This window comes from Ralstonia sp. SA306 (assembly GCF_054792405.1).
The window spans coordinates 1,061,522-1,078,936 of the sequence record NZ_CP096452.1; the positions used below are offsets into that span (position 1 = coordinate 1,061,522).

At 61.7% G+C, this 17,415-nt stretch carries 12 protein-coding genes and 1 pseudogene; 1 reads left to right on the forward strand and 12 read right to left on the reverse strand.

The features are described 5' to 3' along the window. Positions 1-143: 143 nt before the first annotated feature. From M1D44_RS21370 to M1D44_RS21380, 3 genes and pseudogenes are all read right to left on the reverse strand, one after another. Entirely contained in the window at positions 144-1,022 is an 879-nt protein-coding gene (locus M1D44_RS21370; RefSeq protein ID WP_112187984.1) for a phytanoyl-CoA dioxygenase family protein, read from the reverse strand. A 58-nt stretch (positions 1,023-1,080) separates the two neighbouring features. Continuing rightward, a pseudogene (locus M1D44_RS21375) lies at positions 1,081-1,182 on the reverse strand (SDR family oxidoreductase); the annotation flags it as partial. 30 nt (positions 1,183-1,212) lie between these two features. Then, positions 1,213-2,574 (reverse strand): NAD(P)/FAD-dependent oxidoreductase, encoded by a 1,362-nt coding sequence (locus tag M1D44_RS21380; protein WP_316852695.1) that lies wholly within the window; start codon positions 2,572-2,574, stop codon positions 1,213-1,215. Positions 2,575-3,292: 718 nt separating this feature from the next. Here M1D44_RS21380 and M1D44_RS21385 point away from each other — a divergent pair. Then, a complete protein-coding gene (locus M1D44_RS21385; RefSeq protein WP_024978783.1) occupies positions 3,293-4,726 on the forward strand; it encodes a TetR/AcrR family transcriptional regulator in 1,434 nt (477 codons plus the stop codon). Between the two features lie 177 nt (positions 4,727-4,903). On the opposite strand, the gene M1D44_RS21390 is transcribed toward M1D44_RS21385, so the two are convergent. From M1D44_RS21390 to M1D44_RS21430, 9 genes are all read right to left on the reverse strand, one after another. Then, positions 4,904-5,716: a phytanoyl-CoA dioxygenase family protein gene (locus M1D44_RS21390; protein ID WP_316852389.1), complete on the reverse strand. Its 813-nt coding sequence runs from the start codon at positions 5,714-5,716 to the stop codon at positions 4,904-4,906. A 105-nt stretch (positions 5,717-5,821) separates the two neighbouring features. Then, positions 5,822-6,793 (reverse strand): WD40/YVTN/BNR-like repeat-containing protein, encoded by a 972-nt coding sequence (locus M1D44_RS21395; protein WP_316852390.1) that lies wholly within the window; start codon positions 6,791-6,793, stop codon positions 5,822-5,824. Positions 6,794-6,806: 13 nt separating this feature from the next. After that, positions 6,807-9,167, reverse strand: coding sequence for an efflux RND transporter permease subunit (locus tag M1D44_RS21400; protein WP_316852391.1), 2,361 nt, complete (start codon positions 9,165-9,167; stop codon positions 6,807-6,809). Between the two features lie 63 nt (positions 9,168-9,230). Then, positions 9,231-11,066 (reverse strand): DUF1302 domain-containing protein, encoded by a 1,836-nt coding sequence (locus M1D44_RS21405; RefSeq protein ID WP_439004451.1) that lies wholly within the window; start codon positions 11,064-11,066, stop codon positions 9,231-9,233. Between the two features lie 74 nt (positions 11,067-11,140). Further along, positions 11,141-12,508: a DUF1329 domain-containing protein gene (locus M1D44_RS21410; RefSeq protein ID WP_316852393.1), complete on the reverse strand. Its 1,368-nt coding sequence runs from the start codon at positions 12,506-12,508 to the stop codon at positions 11,141-11,143. Between the two features lie 56 nt (positions 12,509-12,564). Next, positions 12,565-12,978 (reverse strand): RidA family protein, encoded by a 414-nt coding sequence (locus tag M1D44_RS21415; protein ID WP_112187999.1) that lies wholly within the window; start codon positions 12,976-12,978, stop codon positions 12,565-12,567. Positions 12,979-13,656: 678 nt separating this feature from the next. Continuing rightward, positions 13,657-14,634, reverse strand: coding sequence for an alpha/beta hydrolase (locus tag M1D44_RS21420; RefSeq protein ID WP_316852394.1), 978 nt, complete (start codon positions 14,632-14,634; stop codon positions 13,657-13,659). A 12-nt stretch (positions 14,635-14,646) separates the two neighbouring features. Continuing rightward, positions 14,647-16,110 carry a flavin-containing monooxygenase gene (locus M1D44_RS21425; protein ID WP_316852395.1) on the reverse strand — a complete coding sequence of 488 codons (1,464 nt, stop codon included), beginning with the start codon at positions 16,108-16,110 and terminating at the stop codon, positions 14,647-14,649. A gap of 108 nt (positions 16,111-16,218) precedes the next feature. Next, positions 16,219-17,388, reverse strand: a complete 1,170-nt coding sequence (locus M1D44_RS21430) for an iron-containing alcohol dehydrogenase (RefSeq protein WP_112188004.1) — start codon at positions 17,386-17,388, stop codon at positions 16,219-16,221. Between the last annotated feature and the right edge of the window lie 27 nt (positions 17,389-17,415).

Consider the following 17,415-nt stretch of genomic DNA (forward strand, 5'->3'; position numbering starts at 1 on the left):
TGCATTGCGCCAGGTCGTCGATATCCTGTCGCGACGGCACTCCGACGCCCCTGGCATCTCGCCAGTGACATCGCTGCGTGCACCGCCCTTGAAGCGGTTGAGCCCTCCCCATGCGCTCCATGGGCAGGACCGATGCACTGGAGTCAGTCGAAGTGGCCGACCTCGGCAAAGTCGTCCTGCTGGAGCAACGCCTGCGGGTCGGTCATCACCCCGTTGCGCTCGACAAATCCCGCATAGGTCGTGCTGCACGACCATCCAAGCAGTCGCTGCATTTCCTCAGGGAAGCGCTTGACGCGCTCGATCGGCAACGTCAGGTAGTGGTTCTCTTCCTGCCGCAAGATCGCGAGGTCATACGACATGGTCAGCCCCGTGCGCGGCGCATTGCTACGGTTCTGACCACCTCCGTGGTACGTCGAACCGATGAAGATCAGTGCATCGCCAGCGTCCATCGAGGTCGGGATCGCCTCTTCTTGCTTTGGCATGCGCTCGTCATCCCACTTGTGGCTGCCGGGGATGACCAAGGTCCCGCCGTTCTCTTCGGAGAAGTCGGTGATGGCGATCATGATTTGCACGCGAGCTTCCCGGTTGTAGCCGGGGTGTCGCCACAGCCAGACTGAATCGTCACGGTGCAACGGTTGGATGCCCTGACCGGGTCGAATCTGGATAGCCTGCGTCACGCCCACCTGAATATCGGGGGCCACCTCGACCTGGTTCTCTCCACTCCAGAGCTTGATCGGCTTCTGCAGGATGAGGCGTGCAGTTTCGAGATACAGCGGGTTCAGCGCGACGTCGACCATATGGTCAGTGCGGGCAAACAGGCGTGACAGCCGCCGCGTTTGTGTACCGGCAAAGTACTCGTCCACCCCGTTTGGGGTTGCTTCGAGCATCGGAAGAAGATCCTTCTTCAGGTTCTCGAGCAGGCTTGGGGCTAGGAAGCCCTTCACGATCACGCCGCCGTCCGCTTCAATGACGGATGCAAGTTCAGAGGGCGTTGCTGAGTTGGGGAAACGCTTGACGGACATGGTGTTACCTCACGTTGATGTTGATGGCTGAACAACTGCGAACCCGCTCTGATCGCAACTAGGTCGAGAGTTCCCCCGACACTTCGATCGCTTCTCCGTTGATAACGCTGGCCTCATCGGAGGCGAGGAACGCATAGACGTTTGCGATTTCATTTGGCCTCCGTCGCGCGGTCGCAGAAAGCGCTCGCCTTCAGGCTGCAGCGCCCCGCACCTTGCGGTTCAACCGATCGTCCAATGTGTTTGCCGCGGCCAGAGCCCCATTGACGAGACACCAGCGGAACGGCTCCGGCGGCAGCGTGGGCGTGTCGTAACGCAGCGCTGCCAGTAGCGGCGGCTCGGTACCGCGAATCTTCTGGGCAAGCATGTTTCCGAGCATGGATTGACTGGCCAGGCCATGGCCAGAACACCCGGCGGTGTAGTAAATGTTCTGGTTTGCGCCGGTTGTGCCGACCACGGGAAGCGCGTTGCCGGCGGTGCTGATGTAGCCGCTCCAGCAATGCCGTAATGCGATGTCCTTCAAGGCGGGCAAACGCTCATGGAGGTTTGCTCGCAGCGCTCGATACTGGTCGTAGGCGGGCACGTTCGGCGTCTCTGAGCCGTACGGATAGTGGATGCGCTTGACTGTGGAGATGATTGTGTTGCGTGCCGTCAGGCGGAAGCTTTCCATGCTGAAGTGGCCCGTCACGATGCCTTCGCGCCTTGGCCAATCCAGCGAGGCCAACTGCACCGCGGACAGCGGTTCGGTCTCGATTGCCGAGATCCGCAAGGGCACCACCTTGTTTGCAAGCAAACCGAGCTGCGGCGTGTAGGCGTTGGTGGCAAGCATCAGCACCGGGGCGCTGACGCTACCGCGCGGAGTCTGCACCCGAATGACCGGGCCGTCGGTGTAAGACAGGAGCGGCGTGTTCTCGTAGAGCTTCACGCCAGCCCGCAGCGCGGCACGGCGCAGCCCCATGACGTATTTGCCTGGATGAAGCGTTCCGCCGGCCGGCGTGTATTCGCCAAATAGAAACGCCGACGGAATGCCGCGCGCGCGCATCTGCGCGTGATCCAGAAATTCCGACTTGTGGCCGTGTTCGATACCGACCTGCATATCCGCGCGGATCCTCTTCTCCTGCGACGGATGGACGCCCGCCCGGATCCACCCGGACTGCACGTATTCGCAGTCGATATCGTGTTCCTTGAGCTTGCCTTCCACGAAGCCGACAGCGTCGTCGTAGTAGCGGACGATCTGCGTCGCCCGTTCCTTGCTGAGGCCCCTGAACATGAGGTCGTATTCGAGCGCCATGGCGCCGGCCAGATAGCCTGCGTTTCGTCCGCTTGCGCCGAAGCCGGCGAAATCCCGCTCAATCACAACGACGTTCGCGCCCAGCCTGGCCAGCTCCAGCGCCGCGGAAAGACCTGCAAAACCGGCACCGGCAATCACCACATCCGCGCTGACGTTGCCCTCCAGCGCGTGCTGCATGTCGTCCGGCTTTTCCACCCAGCCACCCAGCGCCCGATACTTCCCCAGGTCGGCGCGCTCTTTACCACGCTCAAGATCCATACTCATTTCGGATTTCCTCAATCCCTGCTCAAGATGTGGGCGACCAGCGCAGCTTCTTCGCAGCTTTTCATCCCTCCATGCACGACGACGGGGTGCTTTGCCATGGTTGCCTCCTACGACTTCTTCTGGTGAGGGTTGGGTAAGGTCAAACGTGGATCAATCGCCGCGGTGCGCTCCACGTCAGTTGAAGCCGGCACCCATGCGCCGAGCGACAGAGAAGAGCCGCCACCCTTCTTCTGTTCCACCATCAAGTTGGGAAGCCGTTCAGCCCTTCCTGGAAGGCATTGCGCACGCAACCAGCCCTGCGATGCACGAAATCCTTCACCTGATTGCGCGGCCTACATTTGCCTTACATGAGCGTGTTACTGGCCCTGTATTTGCGTTACTACGGCCTAATATTAACGTCGCACCGGCCTACACTCAAGGGCGAGCAAACTAGGGAAAACACCGACCAAGGGAGACGCAAACGCTGTCGAGCCGACTCAACTTCGCACGCTGCAAGGCGCAGGATGGCTAGGCACACCAACCAAAGTGTTTTGCAGCGCAAGGTTGGCGTGGACTGTTCCTGCCAAGTATTCGAGTTAAAGACGGAGGTGTGTGATCTGCGCACTCAAGCAGACATGACTTATGCGCAAGATCAGAGGGAAAGCAGCTACGTTTCTCCCATTCCGTCGGATAGGCCTATAATTTGCGGAAGTTTTGTATAAGCCACGGGAGAGTCAACGTGCAAAACAGCGCGGTCAAGCAAGGAACCCCTGACCATTCGGAGGGAGCCAAGTCCGCCGTGCGGTCATCAACACGGCGCAATCGGGAACAGCGCATTCGCGAGATCATCGATACCGCGCGCCAGGTCTTTCAAGAAGACGGCTATGCCGGATTCGCAATACGCCGTGTAGCGGATCGCATGGGCATCACCCATGGAAATCTGCAGTATTACTTTCGAACGACAGAAGAATTGCTTCGCACGGTGCTCCCGGCCTATATGAGCCAGGTCATGGAGGACTACACAGCGATTGCGAGTCGTCCGGGCACGGGGGCGGCACAACGTTGCTCCGCGCTGATCAATCGCATCTTCCAGAACATCAACGAAACCGATCTGCCGAAATTCATGGTGGAGATCTGGGCATTCGCTTCGCATGAAGCCTTTGTCGCAGAACTGCTCGACGATATGCAGGCGCGTTTTCGAGAGATCTTTGCGAAGTTGTTGTCGGAACTCCACCCCACGTTGAGTCACGAAGAATGTCTGGTGCGTGCCGCCGTGATCGGCGCGCAGATGGACGGCATGACGCTATTCGCATCCCACGGCGATTACCCGGGAAGAGACTATGTCGAGCTCGCTCGTGTTGCGAAGCGCGCCGTCAAGATGGTCGTGAGTGCTTCAGCCGCAACGCTGCAGAGCGAGGTACCTCTTCGTCGTCCACGCACACTGCACGACGGTAGCGATGCCCGTGTCAGCGTGTTTGGATCTGACGGGTACCTGCAGCCGGCCCTACTGGAATTGCGCACGCGTCAGTCGACTCAAGACAGCTTCCATTACCGGCCGACGGCCCAGGGCAAACGCAGAGAGCTCAAGATCAACGAGATCATCTCCACCGCCGCCAACCTGCTGGCGACGGAAGGCTATGCAAATTTCACCCTGGCACGGGTGGCAAGAGAACTTGGCACCCTGCCATCGGCGCTTCAGAACTATTTCCCGACCCATGACGATTTGCTCCGTTCGACAATGGAAGCGGTTGGGCAGGCTTATCTGGACCGTTACTCGGAGATCGGCAAACCGAGCGGCAAACCGGCGCTGGAGCGCATGCTCGAAATTGCCGCAGAAAACTTCGAGGAAACCTGTGTTCCTGCGGTGCAGCAGCTGTGGTCGGAGATGTGGGCGCTGGCCCAGCATTCGGATATCACGCGTGAAAAGGTGAGAAGCGGCTATGCCGCCTACCGGGTGGTCTGGGCCGACCTCATCCGGGAAGTCGACGCGACAGCAACCGCGCGGGAATGCCTCGCTCGCGCAACGCTCATCACAGCACTGCTGGACGGCGTCACGGTGCTGAGGTTTGACGCCCAGCATCAATCGGTGAGCGAGGACCGCGCGTTCGAACTGGTCATGGTGATGACCGCGCTCATCGCGCAAGGGCGGATCGCTCCCAACGACGTTCTGTAAAGCAAGACAAAAAAAGATGCCGTGCTGCCACGGCATCAAAAGACCCCAGAGGAGACCAAAGCCAGGATCTAGGAGACGTCACCAGCGTACGTTTTCAATCCCATCGGATTGCTGTGTTCGCTGGTTTAAGGGGGCTTGGCGATGGCGCACGCCGCTGAGACGACGCCTTTGCTTGCCTCACCGCACCTGCGTGCAGTAAGGCGCCCGGAACGGTTCGCCCGGCGTCAGCGACGGATCGTTGAGATTGCTGATGTCGTAGCCGTAGTTGCATCCCCCGGTTGGCAGGGGCCGGTAAAACAGCTTGTCGCCGTAGAACCGGTAAACCAGCGTATGGCGATCCGGGCAATCCGGGGTCACGGGCGCACCGCCGTGCAGCGAGCCCGAGTGGAACAACAGCGCATCGCCCGGCTCCAGCTCCCAGGAGACAACGTCCCACGAGGCTGGGTCTTTTGCACGGTCGGCCTCAATGTTGGGCAGTAGAGGCCAATCGGTGTTGGCCCACAGCGGCTTGGTGTGATCGTTAGGGTCGTTGTAGGAGGTACCGTTGTACTGCGCTCCAAGGTGAGAGCCTCGCACGACCTCTAGCGCATTCTTGCGGGGAATCTTCTCAAAGCACGTCCAGATGTTGAGCAACTGCGGCCCGCTGAACGGATAGTACGAAGTGTCCTGGTGCCACGGTGATCGGCCGGCCCTGCCGCCCTTCTTGATGAAGAGCTCCTCGCCGATGAACCACACATGCTCGGAATCCCAGAGCGACGCTACAAATTCATCGAGCCCCAACGCTTTGACCGTCGCGACGTGTACATCACGGTTGTCAAAGTTGCCGTAGTCGTTGAAATGCTCATCCGGCGTGCCTGCAAAGGCGTAGCCGTGCTGCGGGCTGGGGTGGGCAATCCCGTAATCGAACGCCTCGCGCATCCGCTTAAGGCGCTCGGGGGAAAACAGGCCCCGGGCGACGGTGGCACCATCGCGCGCCAGCTCCAGCTTCATCTGCTCTCTCACATGCATGTGAACCCCTTCTTCCCTCGTTGCATAACGAACCCGTCTCGACGATGTCGGGAGACACGGGGAGACGTGTGTGCGCTTTAACTGGCCTCAGAGGCCGGCAAGCACGCCCTCTTTCGAAAACAGAATCGGCTTGCCACCCGCACCGATCACCGCAGCGGTTAGTGCTGGGCGATCTTCACGCTGTGCCACCGCCAGCGGCGCGCCGTCTTCACGCTGCTTGAGCACGAGCCCATCCAGCCCGACCGCAACGAACCCGTTACCCGACGCTACAAGACCGGTGATCGAACTCTTCGTCTCGGCCTTCAACGGTTGCCAGGTCGCCCCACCATCGCTGCTCTGGAACAGACTGCCGAGCAGACCACCCACCACAACCCGTCCATCTGGCATGGCCACACCCGACCACAGCGAACCCTTGCCGCCCGTTGCGAGGTAATCCCAAGTGGCGCCGCCATCGGCCGACTTGAGCACCGTCCCCTGCTCGGCAGAGATGTAGAACGCGCCCTTGCCATCCGCAAACACGCGGTACAGGTTGCGGTCGGCCTTGCCGCCCCCGGGGGGTTTTGGCAACGTCGTTTTCATCCACGTCTTACCGCCGTCGTGGGTCTGCAGCATCAAAGACCACAGCCCAACTGCAATGCCATCCTGGTCGTTCGTAAAAAGCACGGAGAACAGCGGCTGATCGACGGCCGTGTCCATACGCTGCTTTTTCCACGTCTCACCGCCATCGCTCGTCGCGAGAATCACGCCCCACTGACCGACTACCCAGCCGTGCTGTTCATCGGCAAAGGAGACAGCGGATAGCGTGGCGGACACTGGAACCGAGCGTGCCTGCCGATACGTCTTGCCTTCGTCGTCGGAGAGCAGAACGATGCCGTGCTCGCCCACGACGATGATGCGTTTGCCGGCACGCGTGGCGTCCAGCAGCATGCGGTGCGTCGGCGCGGGCCACGTATGCGCGGGCTTGACGCTCCAGGTGGCGACCGTACCTTCGGCGGGCGTTTGTGCAAACACTGCGGCTGCCGCGCACAGCGCGATGCTGGTAAGGATCGTTTTCATCATGGCTGTCTCCCGTTCAGTGGCTCAGCAGGCCCGGCGCACGCGCAGGCTTGCGCCGGGGGAACCAGCGCTCCAGCACCGAGGCCAGCGCCGGCAGCGCGGTCATCGCCATCACCAGGTTCACGATGAACATGAAGGCCAGCAGCTTGCCCATGTCGGCCTGGAACTTGAGCGCCGAGAAGCTCCACGTCGCCACACCGACGGCCAGCGTGATGGCAGTGAAGATCGTCGCCACGCACTCGAACTCCAGCGCGCGCTCCATCGCCCGTTCAATCGGATCGCCTTCGGCCAGGTGCCGCTGCAGGCGGTTGTAGATGTACAGCGCGTAGTCCACGCCGATGCCGACAGCCAGCACCATCACCGGCAGCGTAGCCACGGTCAGGCCGATCTTGAGTTCCTTCATGAACCAGTAGCCGATGAAGGTGGCGACTGTCAGCGGCACGCAGCAGGCCAGCATCGAGCGCCAGTCGCGGTAGGCCAGGAACACGAGGATCACGATGGCGGCGTACACGTACAGCATCATCGGCAGCTCGCTGTGCTCCACCTCGTCATTTGTGGCGGCCAGCACGCCGGCATTGCCCGCCGCGAGGCGGATCTTGATACCCGGGAACGGATGCGATGCGCGGTACTGCTTGATGTCATCCAGGATCCGGTTGATCGTCGTCGCCTTGTGATCGGTCAGGTAAAGATGGACAGCCGTCATGCTGCAGTCGGCTGTCATGAAGCCCTTCAGGCGTGCCACATCGACCGACACGGCCCCGTAGTTCTCGGGGTCGATCGGCACGACGTTCATCTTTGGATAGTCTTCGTTGTAGCCCGCGTTGTAGGTGCGCAGCATCCCCGAGTACGACTGGGCGGAGACCACCCCGGGCTCGGTGCGCATGGCGGCGGTGAACTCGTCCTCATACAAGCCGACGGCCGGGTTGTCGCACGCCTTGCCGTTCGACTCGATCGCCACCGACAGCCAATCGAGCCCCATGTCGTAGTTGCCGGCAATCGACGTCGCATCCCGGTTGAAGCGCGCTTCCTCGCGCAACTCAGGCGCACCCGGCTGCAGCGTGCCGATCACACGGTCACGGCTTTGCCAGACCGCCAGCCCAAACACCACCAACGTGATCAACAGCGTGATGCCGGCGTACTTTGGCTGGGCGACTTTGGAAAGGGGGCGCAGGACCGCCGAGCGCCAAGCCGCACGCTTGAGCGCGCTCTGCGCGTAGGCTTGCGTGAAGTTGAAGCAAGAGGCGGCCACCGGCAGCAGGATCAGGTTCGTCACGATCTTGTAGGCCACGCCCAGCGAGGCCGTGATCGCCAGCTCCCGCACCATCGGAATCGGGATCAGCAGTAGCGTGATGAACGAGACGAAGGCCGTCACGAGGGCTAGCACGCCCGGGATCAGCAGACCGCTGAAGCTGTGGCGTGCAGCGTCGTACGAGCTATTGCCGCGGGCAATCTCGCGCACGATGAAGTTGACCTGCTGCACGCCGTGCGACACCCCGATGGCAAAGACCAGGAACGGCACCAGCACCGCCAGCGGATCCAGCCCGAAGCCCAGCAGCCGCAGCGTGCCGAACTGCCAGACAAGTGAACTCAACGAGCACACAATCAGCAGCACCGTGAAGCGCACCGAATGGCAGTACCAGTACACCGAGAGGGCCGTCAGCAGCAGCGCGATCGCGCAGAAGACGAGCACGCCCTTGGCGCCATCGGCAATGTCACCGATCTGCTTGGCGAAGCCGATGATCTGAACCTCGTAGCCGGCATCCTCAAACGGCTTGCGGATCTTGTCTTCGAGCGTGTGGTTGAACGCCACGTAGTCGAGCACCTTGCCTGCACTGTCGCGCTCGTTGAGCTCTGCGGTGATCATCGCGCTGTCTTCGTTGTGCGAGACGAGCGTGCCCACGTAGCCGCCGAGCGTGGTCGCGCGACGAATGCTCGCCACGACTTCAGGCGTCAGCTGATCGGGTGTGATGTTGCCCGAGATGATCGGCTCGGCGCGGAAGCCTTCTTCGGTGATCTCGTTGACGAACGCGTTGGGCGTCCACAGCGAACGCACACCGATGCGATCCACGTTCGGCAGGTAAATGACGGCCTGGGTCACGTTGTACAACCGTGTAAGCCCCTCCGGCGTCCAGATTGAGCCCTTCTTCGCGCGCACCACCACCGTGATTCGGTTGGCCCCGAGCAGATCGTTCCGGTACTTCTGGAACGTCTGGATGTACTCATGGCCGATCGGCATCTGCTTCTCGAAGCCGGCATCCATGCGCAGTTGCACGGCAAACACGGCCATGCCTGCAGTGAATAGGCCAATCACCGCCAGCACGATCGCGCGGTGACCGAAGAAGGCTTTTTCCAGCCCCGCAACAAGACGATTCAACACGACACTACCCCTTCAAGTATTCCTGGCGGCGCACCGCGTGCGCCGCCGCCCGACACGAACGCGTTAGAAGTTGCGCGTGACGAATGCGCCGATGAAGTTGCGATCCGAATACGGATTGCCCACCGTGTTGTGCCCGCCCCAGAACGCCGTGAAGTTGATGCCCGCCTGCCAGACCGTCGGGTTCTGGTTGAACAGCACGTAGAAGTTGGCGGACTTCGCCCCCTGCATGTAGTTGGCGTTGAACGTCGGCGTGTAGCCGTACAGCGCGGCGTTGAATGTCACGCCAGGCGTCACCTGCCAACCGGGGATGAGCGTGCCGTCATAGGTCCAGTTGAAGTCGACCGTCACACCGCCCGAGGCTGCCGTACCCTGGCGCATGCCGATGGGGTAACCCGTGCCCGAGTTGTTGTTCAGCCACGTCAGATAGCCAGCCTGCGGCGCCTGCATGACCTGCACGCCGTTGACGGTGCGTGTCACGCTGCCACCCAGGCCTGGGTAGTAGACCATCGTCGCTTCTGCGGTCAGCGAGGCCGAATCTGCTCCGATCATCTTGAGGAACGGATATTCGCTGCGCGTGAGCGCCAGAATGCCGTTGATGCCGAATTGCAGCTTCTTACGGTCCACCCACTGCTGGCAGTCGACACCGGCCGGGTTCACGTTCAGGTCCATCGGTCCGCCCGCGCCGTAGCAGCCCGAAAGCGCCACCGCGTCGCGCGGGCGATACGACAGTTCCGTCCCCACCGCCCAGGGTCCGACGGGGAAGTTCGCGCTGATCCCAAACAGCTGACGATTCTGCTGATACGACCACTGCGCCGTGTTGTTCGCGAACGAGGCCAACACGGGCGACTTGTCGGTGTAGTTCTCGTAATAGAAGGCGAAGTTCGCGTCGATGGAGGTCGGTACATAGTTGAACTTCACACCGAATTGCGGCTTGTACTTCGAAGGCAACTTGTTGGAGACCGGCAGCCCGATCGAGAACGAAGGGGGGCCAGCGAAGTCGCCATTGACCAGGCCGTTGTTGATCGCCGTAATGGTGCCCGGGTCGTGGCTGTTCAAACCGTTCTGGCCTGCGACCGTGCCTGCACTCGGGCCGTTCGCATTGAAGTTCGTCGTGTTCACGGTGAAAGGCTCAGCACCACGGCCCACAACGTTGGACGCCGACCAGAAGGAGCCAACCGGCGGCATGCGGTTGCCGTTCCAGATGAACTGGTAATAAGCCTCGGTGCTGAGGCCATGCGAGAGATTCGTGGCAAAGCTCACCATCGGCGCAGGTAGCAGCGCCTGCTTGAGCTGCGAGCCCGGAATCAGGAGCTTCTGGACATCGAGCGAGTTGGTGGCGTTGATACCGCCCATGGCAAACATGCTCTCGCCCCAGTTGATGACCTGGTTGCCGATACGGACGTGGGCGTTCTGATCCGCCACGGTAAAGTCCTTCTGCGCCCATAGATCAAGCACGTGCGCGTCATAAACCACCTGCGCCCTCGCATCACTCGACAGCGGCGTGCGCTCGGTGTTCTTGGCCATGAAGTCGTACATGCCCGTGCCGCGCGCCATGAACTTCAACCCCTCGCTGGGCATCGTCAACAGCAATTCGCTGGTCGCGCTCAGGTACGTGCTGTAGGGCTTCCATCGGCGATAGTTCAAATCGCCGTTGTCGCCGGCACCCCACTGGTCAGTGTTGGCCGCAGCGCCGCAGCCGTTTGCGTTCGGATCGCCCGTGAGCGCACAGCTCGGGCTCTTCGTTCGCGTTGCCACGCCGGCTGTGATGTTGCTCACCAGCGAGCCTTTCACCGCGTCGTCCGTGCCCATCGTGAAGTCGTAGGCCTGCGCTGCAGACGTTGTTGCTGCCAGCACGGCGAGCGAAATCGCTGTCCGCGTGGACATCTTCTTGGTATTCATTTTTCCTCCAACCCGTTTTGATACCGGCACGCCCCTCCTCAAGCGCGTGCCGGCCCCCGCTCATGCGGCCACGTTCAGCGCTCGCTCACCGCGCGCAGTGTTTCTGCGGTAAAGAAATCCGTCTTGAAGCGCGGATCATTGATCTGCTCGTACCAATGAATGTCCTTGCCCTGGCCGAACGTCGTTTGATCCATCACGTAGCGGCCGTTGCTGAGGTCGTACATCACGAACGGCATGTTGTCGCACGTGCCGCCCAGCTCCCACACCGGAATCGGGTAGCTTTCGCGCACCTTCCACAACTTGCCCTGGGCGTCGTAGTCTTCGCCGACGAGGGCTAGCCAGCTGTCTTCATCGAGGTAGAAGACCTTCTTGGATGCAACATGGCGCGCGCTCGGCTTGAGCGTGGCCTCGACCACCCAGACGCGGTGCATTTCGTAGCGACGATTGCTCGAAGCGACGCCGTCTGGCGTAGCAACGTCGTGCAGCTTTTCCTTGAACTTGTACATCCCGAACGCGTTGTACGGCACCAGCAGTTCCTTCTTGCCGACGAGCTTCCAGTTGAACCGGTCGATGGTGCCGTAGAACATGTTGGCCTCATCGATCAGGTACTGGTTCTCCATGCCGATGACCGGCGCATCGTGCGTATAGGCCGGCATGCGGCGCACGCGACGTTGGCCCGGGAAGTAGTAGAACGTCTCCGATGGCTTGTTGAAGAACTGCCGCTGTACAAAAGCCTGTCCTGCCAGCGCCGGTGGCGATTCCATCTTGAAGAAGGCGGCACTGCTGAGCTGATCAACATCCTGTGGCGTCGTCTTGCCCGGCTTGCCCCAGGGGACGAAGGCATGCTGCGGAGAGATCACGTCGATCCATTCGTTGCTGCCCGGGCGTGGGGAAATGGAGGTGACCATCTTCGGCCACTCCAGACCTTCACCGTGGTAGCGATACATGTAGTTCAGGATCGCTTCTGCGCCGTTCTTAGGCTGCGGGAATACAACACCCGGAAGGGTTGCGGTCTGCAGCTGCTCCCCCGTCGAATCCAGCTTCGCTCCGGTCAGATTTGCCTTGGAGTTTTGCGCAACAAAGTCGGGCACCTGGCATTCGCGATGCGACGCATACACGTCCATGCGATAGCTCTTCTTCTGCTTGAAGAGCTGGATCTGGCCGGGCGTCAGCTTGTCTGCGTACTTGTCGATGTTTGACGCATCGATCGAGTACAGAGGCTTCTCGCTCTTGTGCTTCCAGAAATCACCGCGAACCTTGCCCCACTCCCATCCGGCTTCGGGGGATTGCTTGCCGGCATAAACGGGGACGCTACCGTCCTTGCTGGCAGATCGATCAGCGCCCTCAGGTGTGAGGTCTTCCGCCATGGCGGTGGTACCGATCGCAAAACATACTGCGGCCGCGATTGCGGATACGACTTCAATGCGTTGCTTCTTCATCATGGGCTCCTTCCAATATCTCTCGCCTTGCAGCCAGCATGTCCGGCCGCCTCAAGCGCTCATTCCTCTCCGGATCCGGCTACGGCCGTTGCGCGAATCTCGATCAGCAATCCAGGCAAGGCCAACTGCGTCACCCCCACCGCTGACCACGACGGATAGCGGCTCGGGAAGTACTGGTCCTTGACGGCGATAAACGCATCAATGTCGCCATGCAGGTCCGTGTGAAACGTTGTGAGCTCAACGACATCGGCCAGGCTCGCGCCCGCCTCTTCGAGAACCAGCTTCAGGCATTCGAAAGCGATCTGCGCCTGCGCTTGCATCCCTTCGGCAGGCTTCATGTCCGTGTCCACGCCAACCTGGCCGGATACCCAAACCATGTCGCCCACACGCGTTGCCGGCGAGAAGTGATACGCGTCGTAGTGCCCTTGGAAAGGGGCCGGGACGATCGATTGACGTTTATTGCTCGCAGCCATGGCCTGAGCCTCCCTGCTAGATGCGTTGATGGAAACAGGAGTGCAGAGCAGAAGAAGACGCCCACAGCGCTGTAGCCCCGGCAGCTGTTTTCTGGCTGCCATTTGCAGATCACCTCGCCGCCAAGGAAGCCAGCACGGGCCTGTGACGCTCGGTGCGGCACCGACCTGGGCGCCCCTAACCTGAGCATCGCCTTGCGAGTACGTATTTACGGCCTAAAAACAACGTTAGTACGGCCAAATATTAGCGTTGCACCGGCCTATCATCAAGGTGACAAAAGCTAGGGAAAACACCAACCAAACAAGACGCAAACGATGTCCAATCGATTTACTTACGCGTGCGGGTGGGGATTCGGCCGTTCGAGCGCAGCGGCGCGAGGCTCCCAGCACGCGCGCGTGCCGCGTTGGCATCAGACGGAGAGCTGGGAAAGGAACAACTGAGAGAGGCGCCACTCACGACGAGGCTAGTTCCATCGCCGGGCGCGTCGGGATTTCCGTGTTCAAGCGCGGGGCCGCGAATCACGCGGGCGGTCCTTGCAAGCCTGGCAAATTGCCGAAGTGCGAGTCAAGACCGGCAGGATGGGCGCGGCATTCCTGCCGCAGCGATCAGCACACGCGCTAGCTCGCGTGCCTACACATCAGAAGAAAGCGGCCTCATCGTCGCCCATCAGAAGCAACGCTTCACGAATGCGAAGACAGTCGGCGAATGAATAAGCCTGCGCGCTCTAGCAGATTCTGCGCAGTGCTGATGCGCCCTGCCGCCGTGAAAATGCCGTGCATGTGACGAGGTAGGTGGTGATGCTCCAGCAAGCCACCTGCTCGCGCCGCCATTGCCGCGTATTCAATGCCTTCGTCACAGAGCGGGTCCAGGCCGACGGTAGCGATAAACATCGGTGGCTGGCGGCGGCCCTCTGCGTGTAGCAGCGGTGACAAGGCAGGCTGGTCAAGCGGCGTGCCCGCTGGCACGTACAGATCGCGGAACCATCGCATCGATTCTGCGACGAGCGGCAGTCCGACTCGGAAGCGGCCGTAGGAGGGCCGGCTTGCTGTCAGGTCCGTCACCGGATAGAGCAGCACCTGGCCTACGACCTGGTACGCCCCTGTAGCCGGCGCGTTGCTGATGATGGTCGCCATATTGCCGCCCGCGCTATCTCCAGCCTGCACCACGCGGCTGGCGTCAATGGACAACGCTGCCGCATTGGCGACCAAATAGCCGAGTGCCTCCTCGCAGTCCCGAAGCGGCACTGGCCATTGATGTTCTGGGGCCAGACGATATTCCACCGACGCGACGATGCAGCCGCTTTGCCGGGCCAGCAGCCGGCAAATGCCGTCATGCGTGTCGATGCTGCCGATCACCCAGCCACCGCCGTGCAGGAACACGACCAAGGGCCCCTTGCCGCCCGCGCACTCCGCCTCGTTCGGCTGGTACAGCCGCACCCGAATCGCACCGTCGGTCACAGGCACCATGATGTCGCGGTGGTCAACGCCGTCGATGTCGTTCAAACCATTCAGGCTGCAGGCCCGGGCAAAGTTCGCGCGCGAAGGCTCCGGCGCCAGGCTGCCGTAGTGCAGGCCGCCCGCTTCGCGAAACGCCTGCACCAGGGGCCGCGCATCCTCCGCCACCTCGCTTAGCGGCTGCCAGGAGAGTTCCGAAGACACGTCCCTGCCCCGTCAAACCTGCTCGAATGCGCCGAGGTCCCAGCGCACCGCCGCGCGGTACTCGTCCACCGTGCCAGACCAGTTGTTGATGACCTTGCCCTGGGCGTTCTTGTACCAGCTTGAGCAGTCGGCGGAAAATGCCGAGCCGCCCATCGCCGCCTGCAGCGCACGGTTGTAGTCGTCGGATCGCGCCTTGCTGATCTGGCACGCACCAACGCCCGAGGCCTCGATGCCGCGAATCGCATCGATGATGTAGCGCTGCTGGATCTCCAGCATCGAGAGGATGGAGTTGTGGTTCAGGTTGGTGTTCGGGCCATAGATCATGAATAGATTCGGAAAGCCCGGTACCGCCATGCCGAGATACGCTTGCGGTCCGTCGGCCCAGGCATCGGCCAGCGAACCGTCGAGGCCGCTGACCTGCAGGTCACCCTGGAATGCCTGGCTCTCAAAACCGGTGCCGAATACCACGACGTCGAAAGCGTGCACGCGGCCATCCTTGGTCAGGATGCCCTCTTCCACAAACGCCTCAATTCCGGCCGTCTCGAGCGTGACGTTGTCGCGCGTCAGGGCGGGGTAGTAGTCGTCGGAGCGCAGAATGCGCTTGCAGGCAAATTCATAGCCTGGCGTGAGCTTGGCACGCAGGGCCGGGTCGGCCACGTTACGCTCCAAATGCTCCAGCGCCAGGCGCTTGCCTTCGCGCTGCGCATCGGTGCCGACGCGGGTGCGCTCGAAGCCTGACTCTCGGAATGCATGCAGCCGCTCGCGGCTCTTTTCGAACAGTGCCGGATCGCGCTGAAATTCATCGAGCTGTTCCGTGGTGAAGACAATCTGATTGCGCGGCATGATCCAGTTGGCGCTGCGTTGGAACACGGTCAGATGGTTCACCACCGGGGCAATCTCGGGAATGTACTGCACCGCGCTGGCCGCGTTACCAATGCTGGCGACGCGCTTGCCGCGCAGGTCCACATCATGGCGCCAGTCGGCGGAATGAAAGTATTCCCCCTTGAAGGTGTTCAGTCCCGGCACCTTGGGAATCAACGGTCGGTTGAGCTGGCCCCAGGCCGGCACGAAGAAGCGCGAGGTCAGGCGCGAGCCGTCGGCCAGTTCGAAGCGCCAGAGGCGATCAGCCTTGTCCCAAACCGCGCTGCGGATTTCGCTGTTGAAGCGCAAGTGGGCATCGAGTCCGAAACGGTCTGCGAGCGATTCCATGTAGCCGAGCAGCTCGTCGCGGCCCGCGTACATGGCACTCACGCGCAAATGCGGGTGGAAACTGTAGCAATAGAGGTGCGATTCGGTGTCACACGCCGCGCCGGGGTAGGAGTTGTCGCGCCAAACACCGCCCAGCGCCGGGCGCTTTTCGAGCACGACGAAATCATCGATGCCCGCCTGCTTCAACTGCGCCGCCATGCCCAACCCGCCGAATCCGGCGCCGAGGACGACAACCTTGTAGTGACCGTTGGTTTCCACGTTACTCATGATGCTTCACTTCCTGTGCTGCGGGCCCCGCCAGACGGCGGGCCCCTTTATTGCAATGGATTGGTGGATGCCGGTCTGCACCGGTCCAGCGAGCGCCCCACTCTCTCTTCAGTACGCCTGTTCGTAGAGCTGCAGGGCGTCGGCTTGCCGCACCTCCACCGGGTTGTTCTGCAATAGGCGCTGCTGTTGCATGGCGTCCGCAGCAAGCATCGCCAGGCTTTCGCGCGTGACACCTGCATCGCGCAGCCGCCGCGGCGCACCCGACCGATCCATCAGATCCTCCATGAATCCAATAAAGGCCTCGGTGCGGGCTTCGTCATCGTCATCGGCATGACCGACGCCTAGCGCACCGGCCAGCTCTGCGTACTGCGCGGCCGCTGCTGCTGCGTTGAAGCGCAACACGGGCCCAAGCATCAGCGCGTTCGACAGACCGTGCGGGATATGGAAATGCCCACCCAGCGGATACGCCAACGCATGGACGGCCGCAACCGGCGCATTGGCGAAGGCCTGGCCGGCGAGCGTCGCGCCAAGCAGCATCGCCTCGCGCGCGCTCCGGTCGTTACCGTTCTCGCATGCAGCCAGCAAATTGGCCGACAGCAGGCGTAGCGCCTCACGCGCCAGCGCGTCGGAGATGACGTTCTTCTTGTGCTTGCTGGTGTAAGCCTCGATGGCGTGAACCATGGCGTCGATCCCCGTGGCCGCAGTGTGCTGACGCGGCAGGCCGACCGTCAGCTCGGCGTCCAGGATCACCCGGTCCGCGAAAAGCTGGGGCGCGACGATTCCCATCTTGGTCGTCTCGCCGACCGACACGATGGAGATGTTGGTGACCTCCGAACCGGTACCGGCCGTGGTCGGCATCTGCACCAGCGGCACGCGTGCGCCCTTGACGTTTCCGATGCCATACATCTCGGCCAGCGGCTGTTCGGAAACAAGCAGCACGGCCGCCAGCTTCGCAATGTCCATCGACGAGCCGCCACCCAGACCAATCACGAGATCGACACCAGCCGCGCGCGCATGCTCGACGCAGCGCAGCAGCACCGCCTCAGGCGGATCGGCCACCACCTCGTCGAAAACGGTCACGCGGAAGCCGGCTGTCGCCAGCGATGCCTTGGCGTTCTCCAGCACCCCGGCTTCGTGCAGGCCACCATCAGTGACGACCAGCACACTGCGGCGCTCTGTCCATGTGGCCAGGATTTCTCCGAGGCGGCGCGCGGCGCCCCATTCCTGGAGGATGGACGGGACCGTGTCGAAGCGTACCGGCTGTTGGAATTGAGCCATTCTTTTGCTCTTTGATGCTGTCGGTTA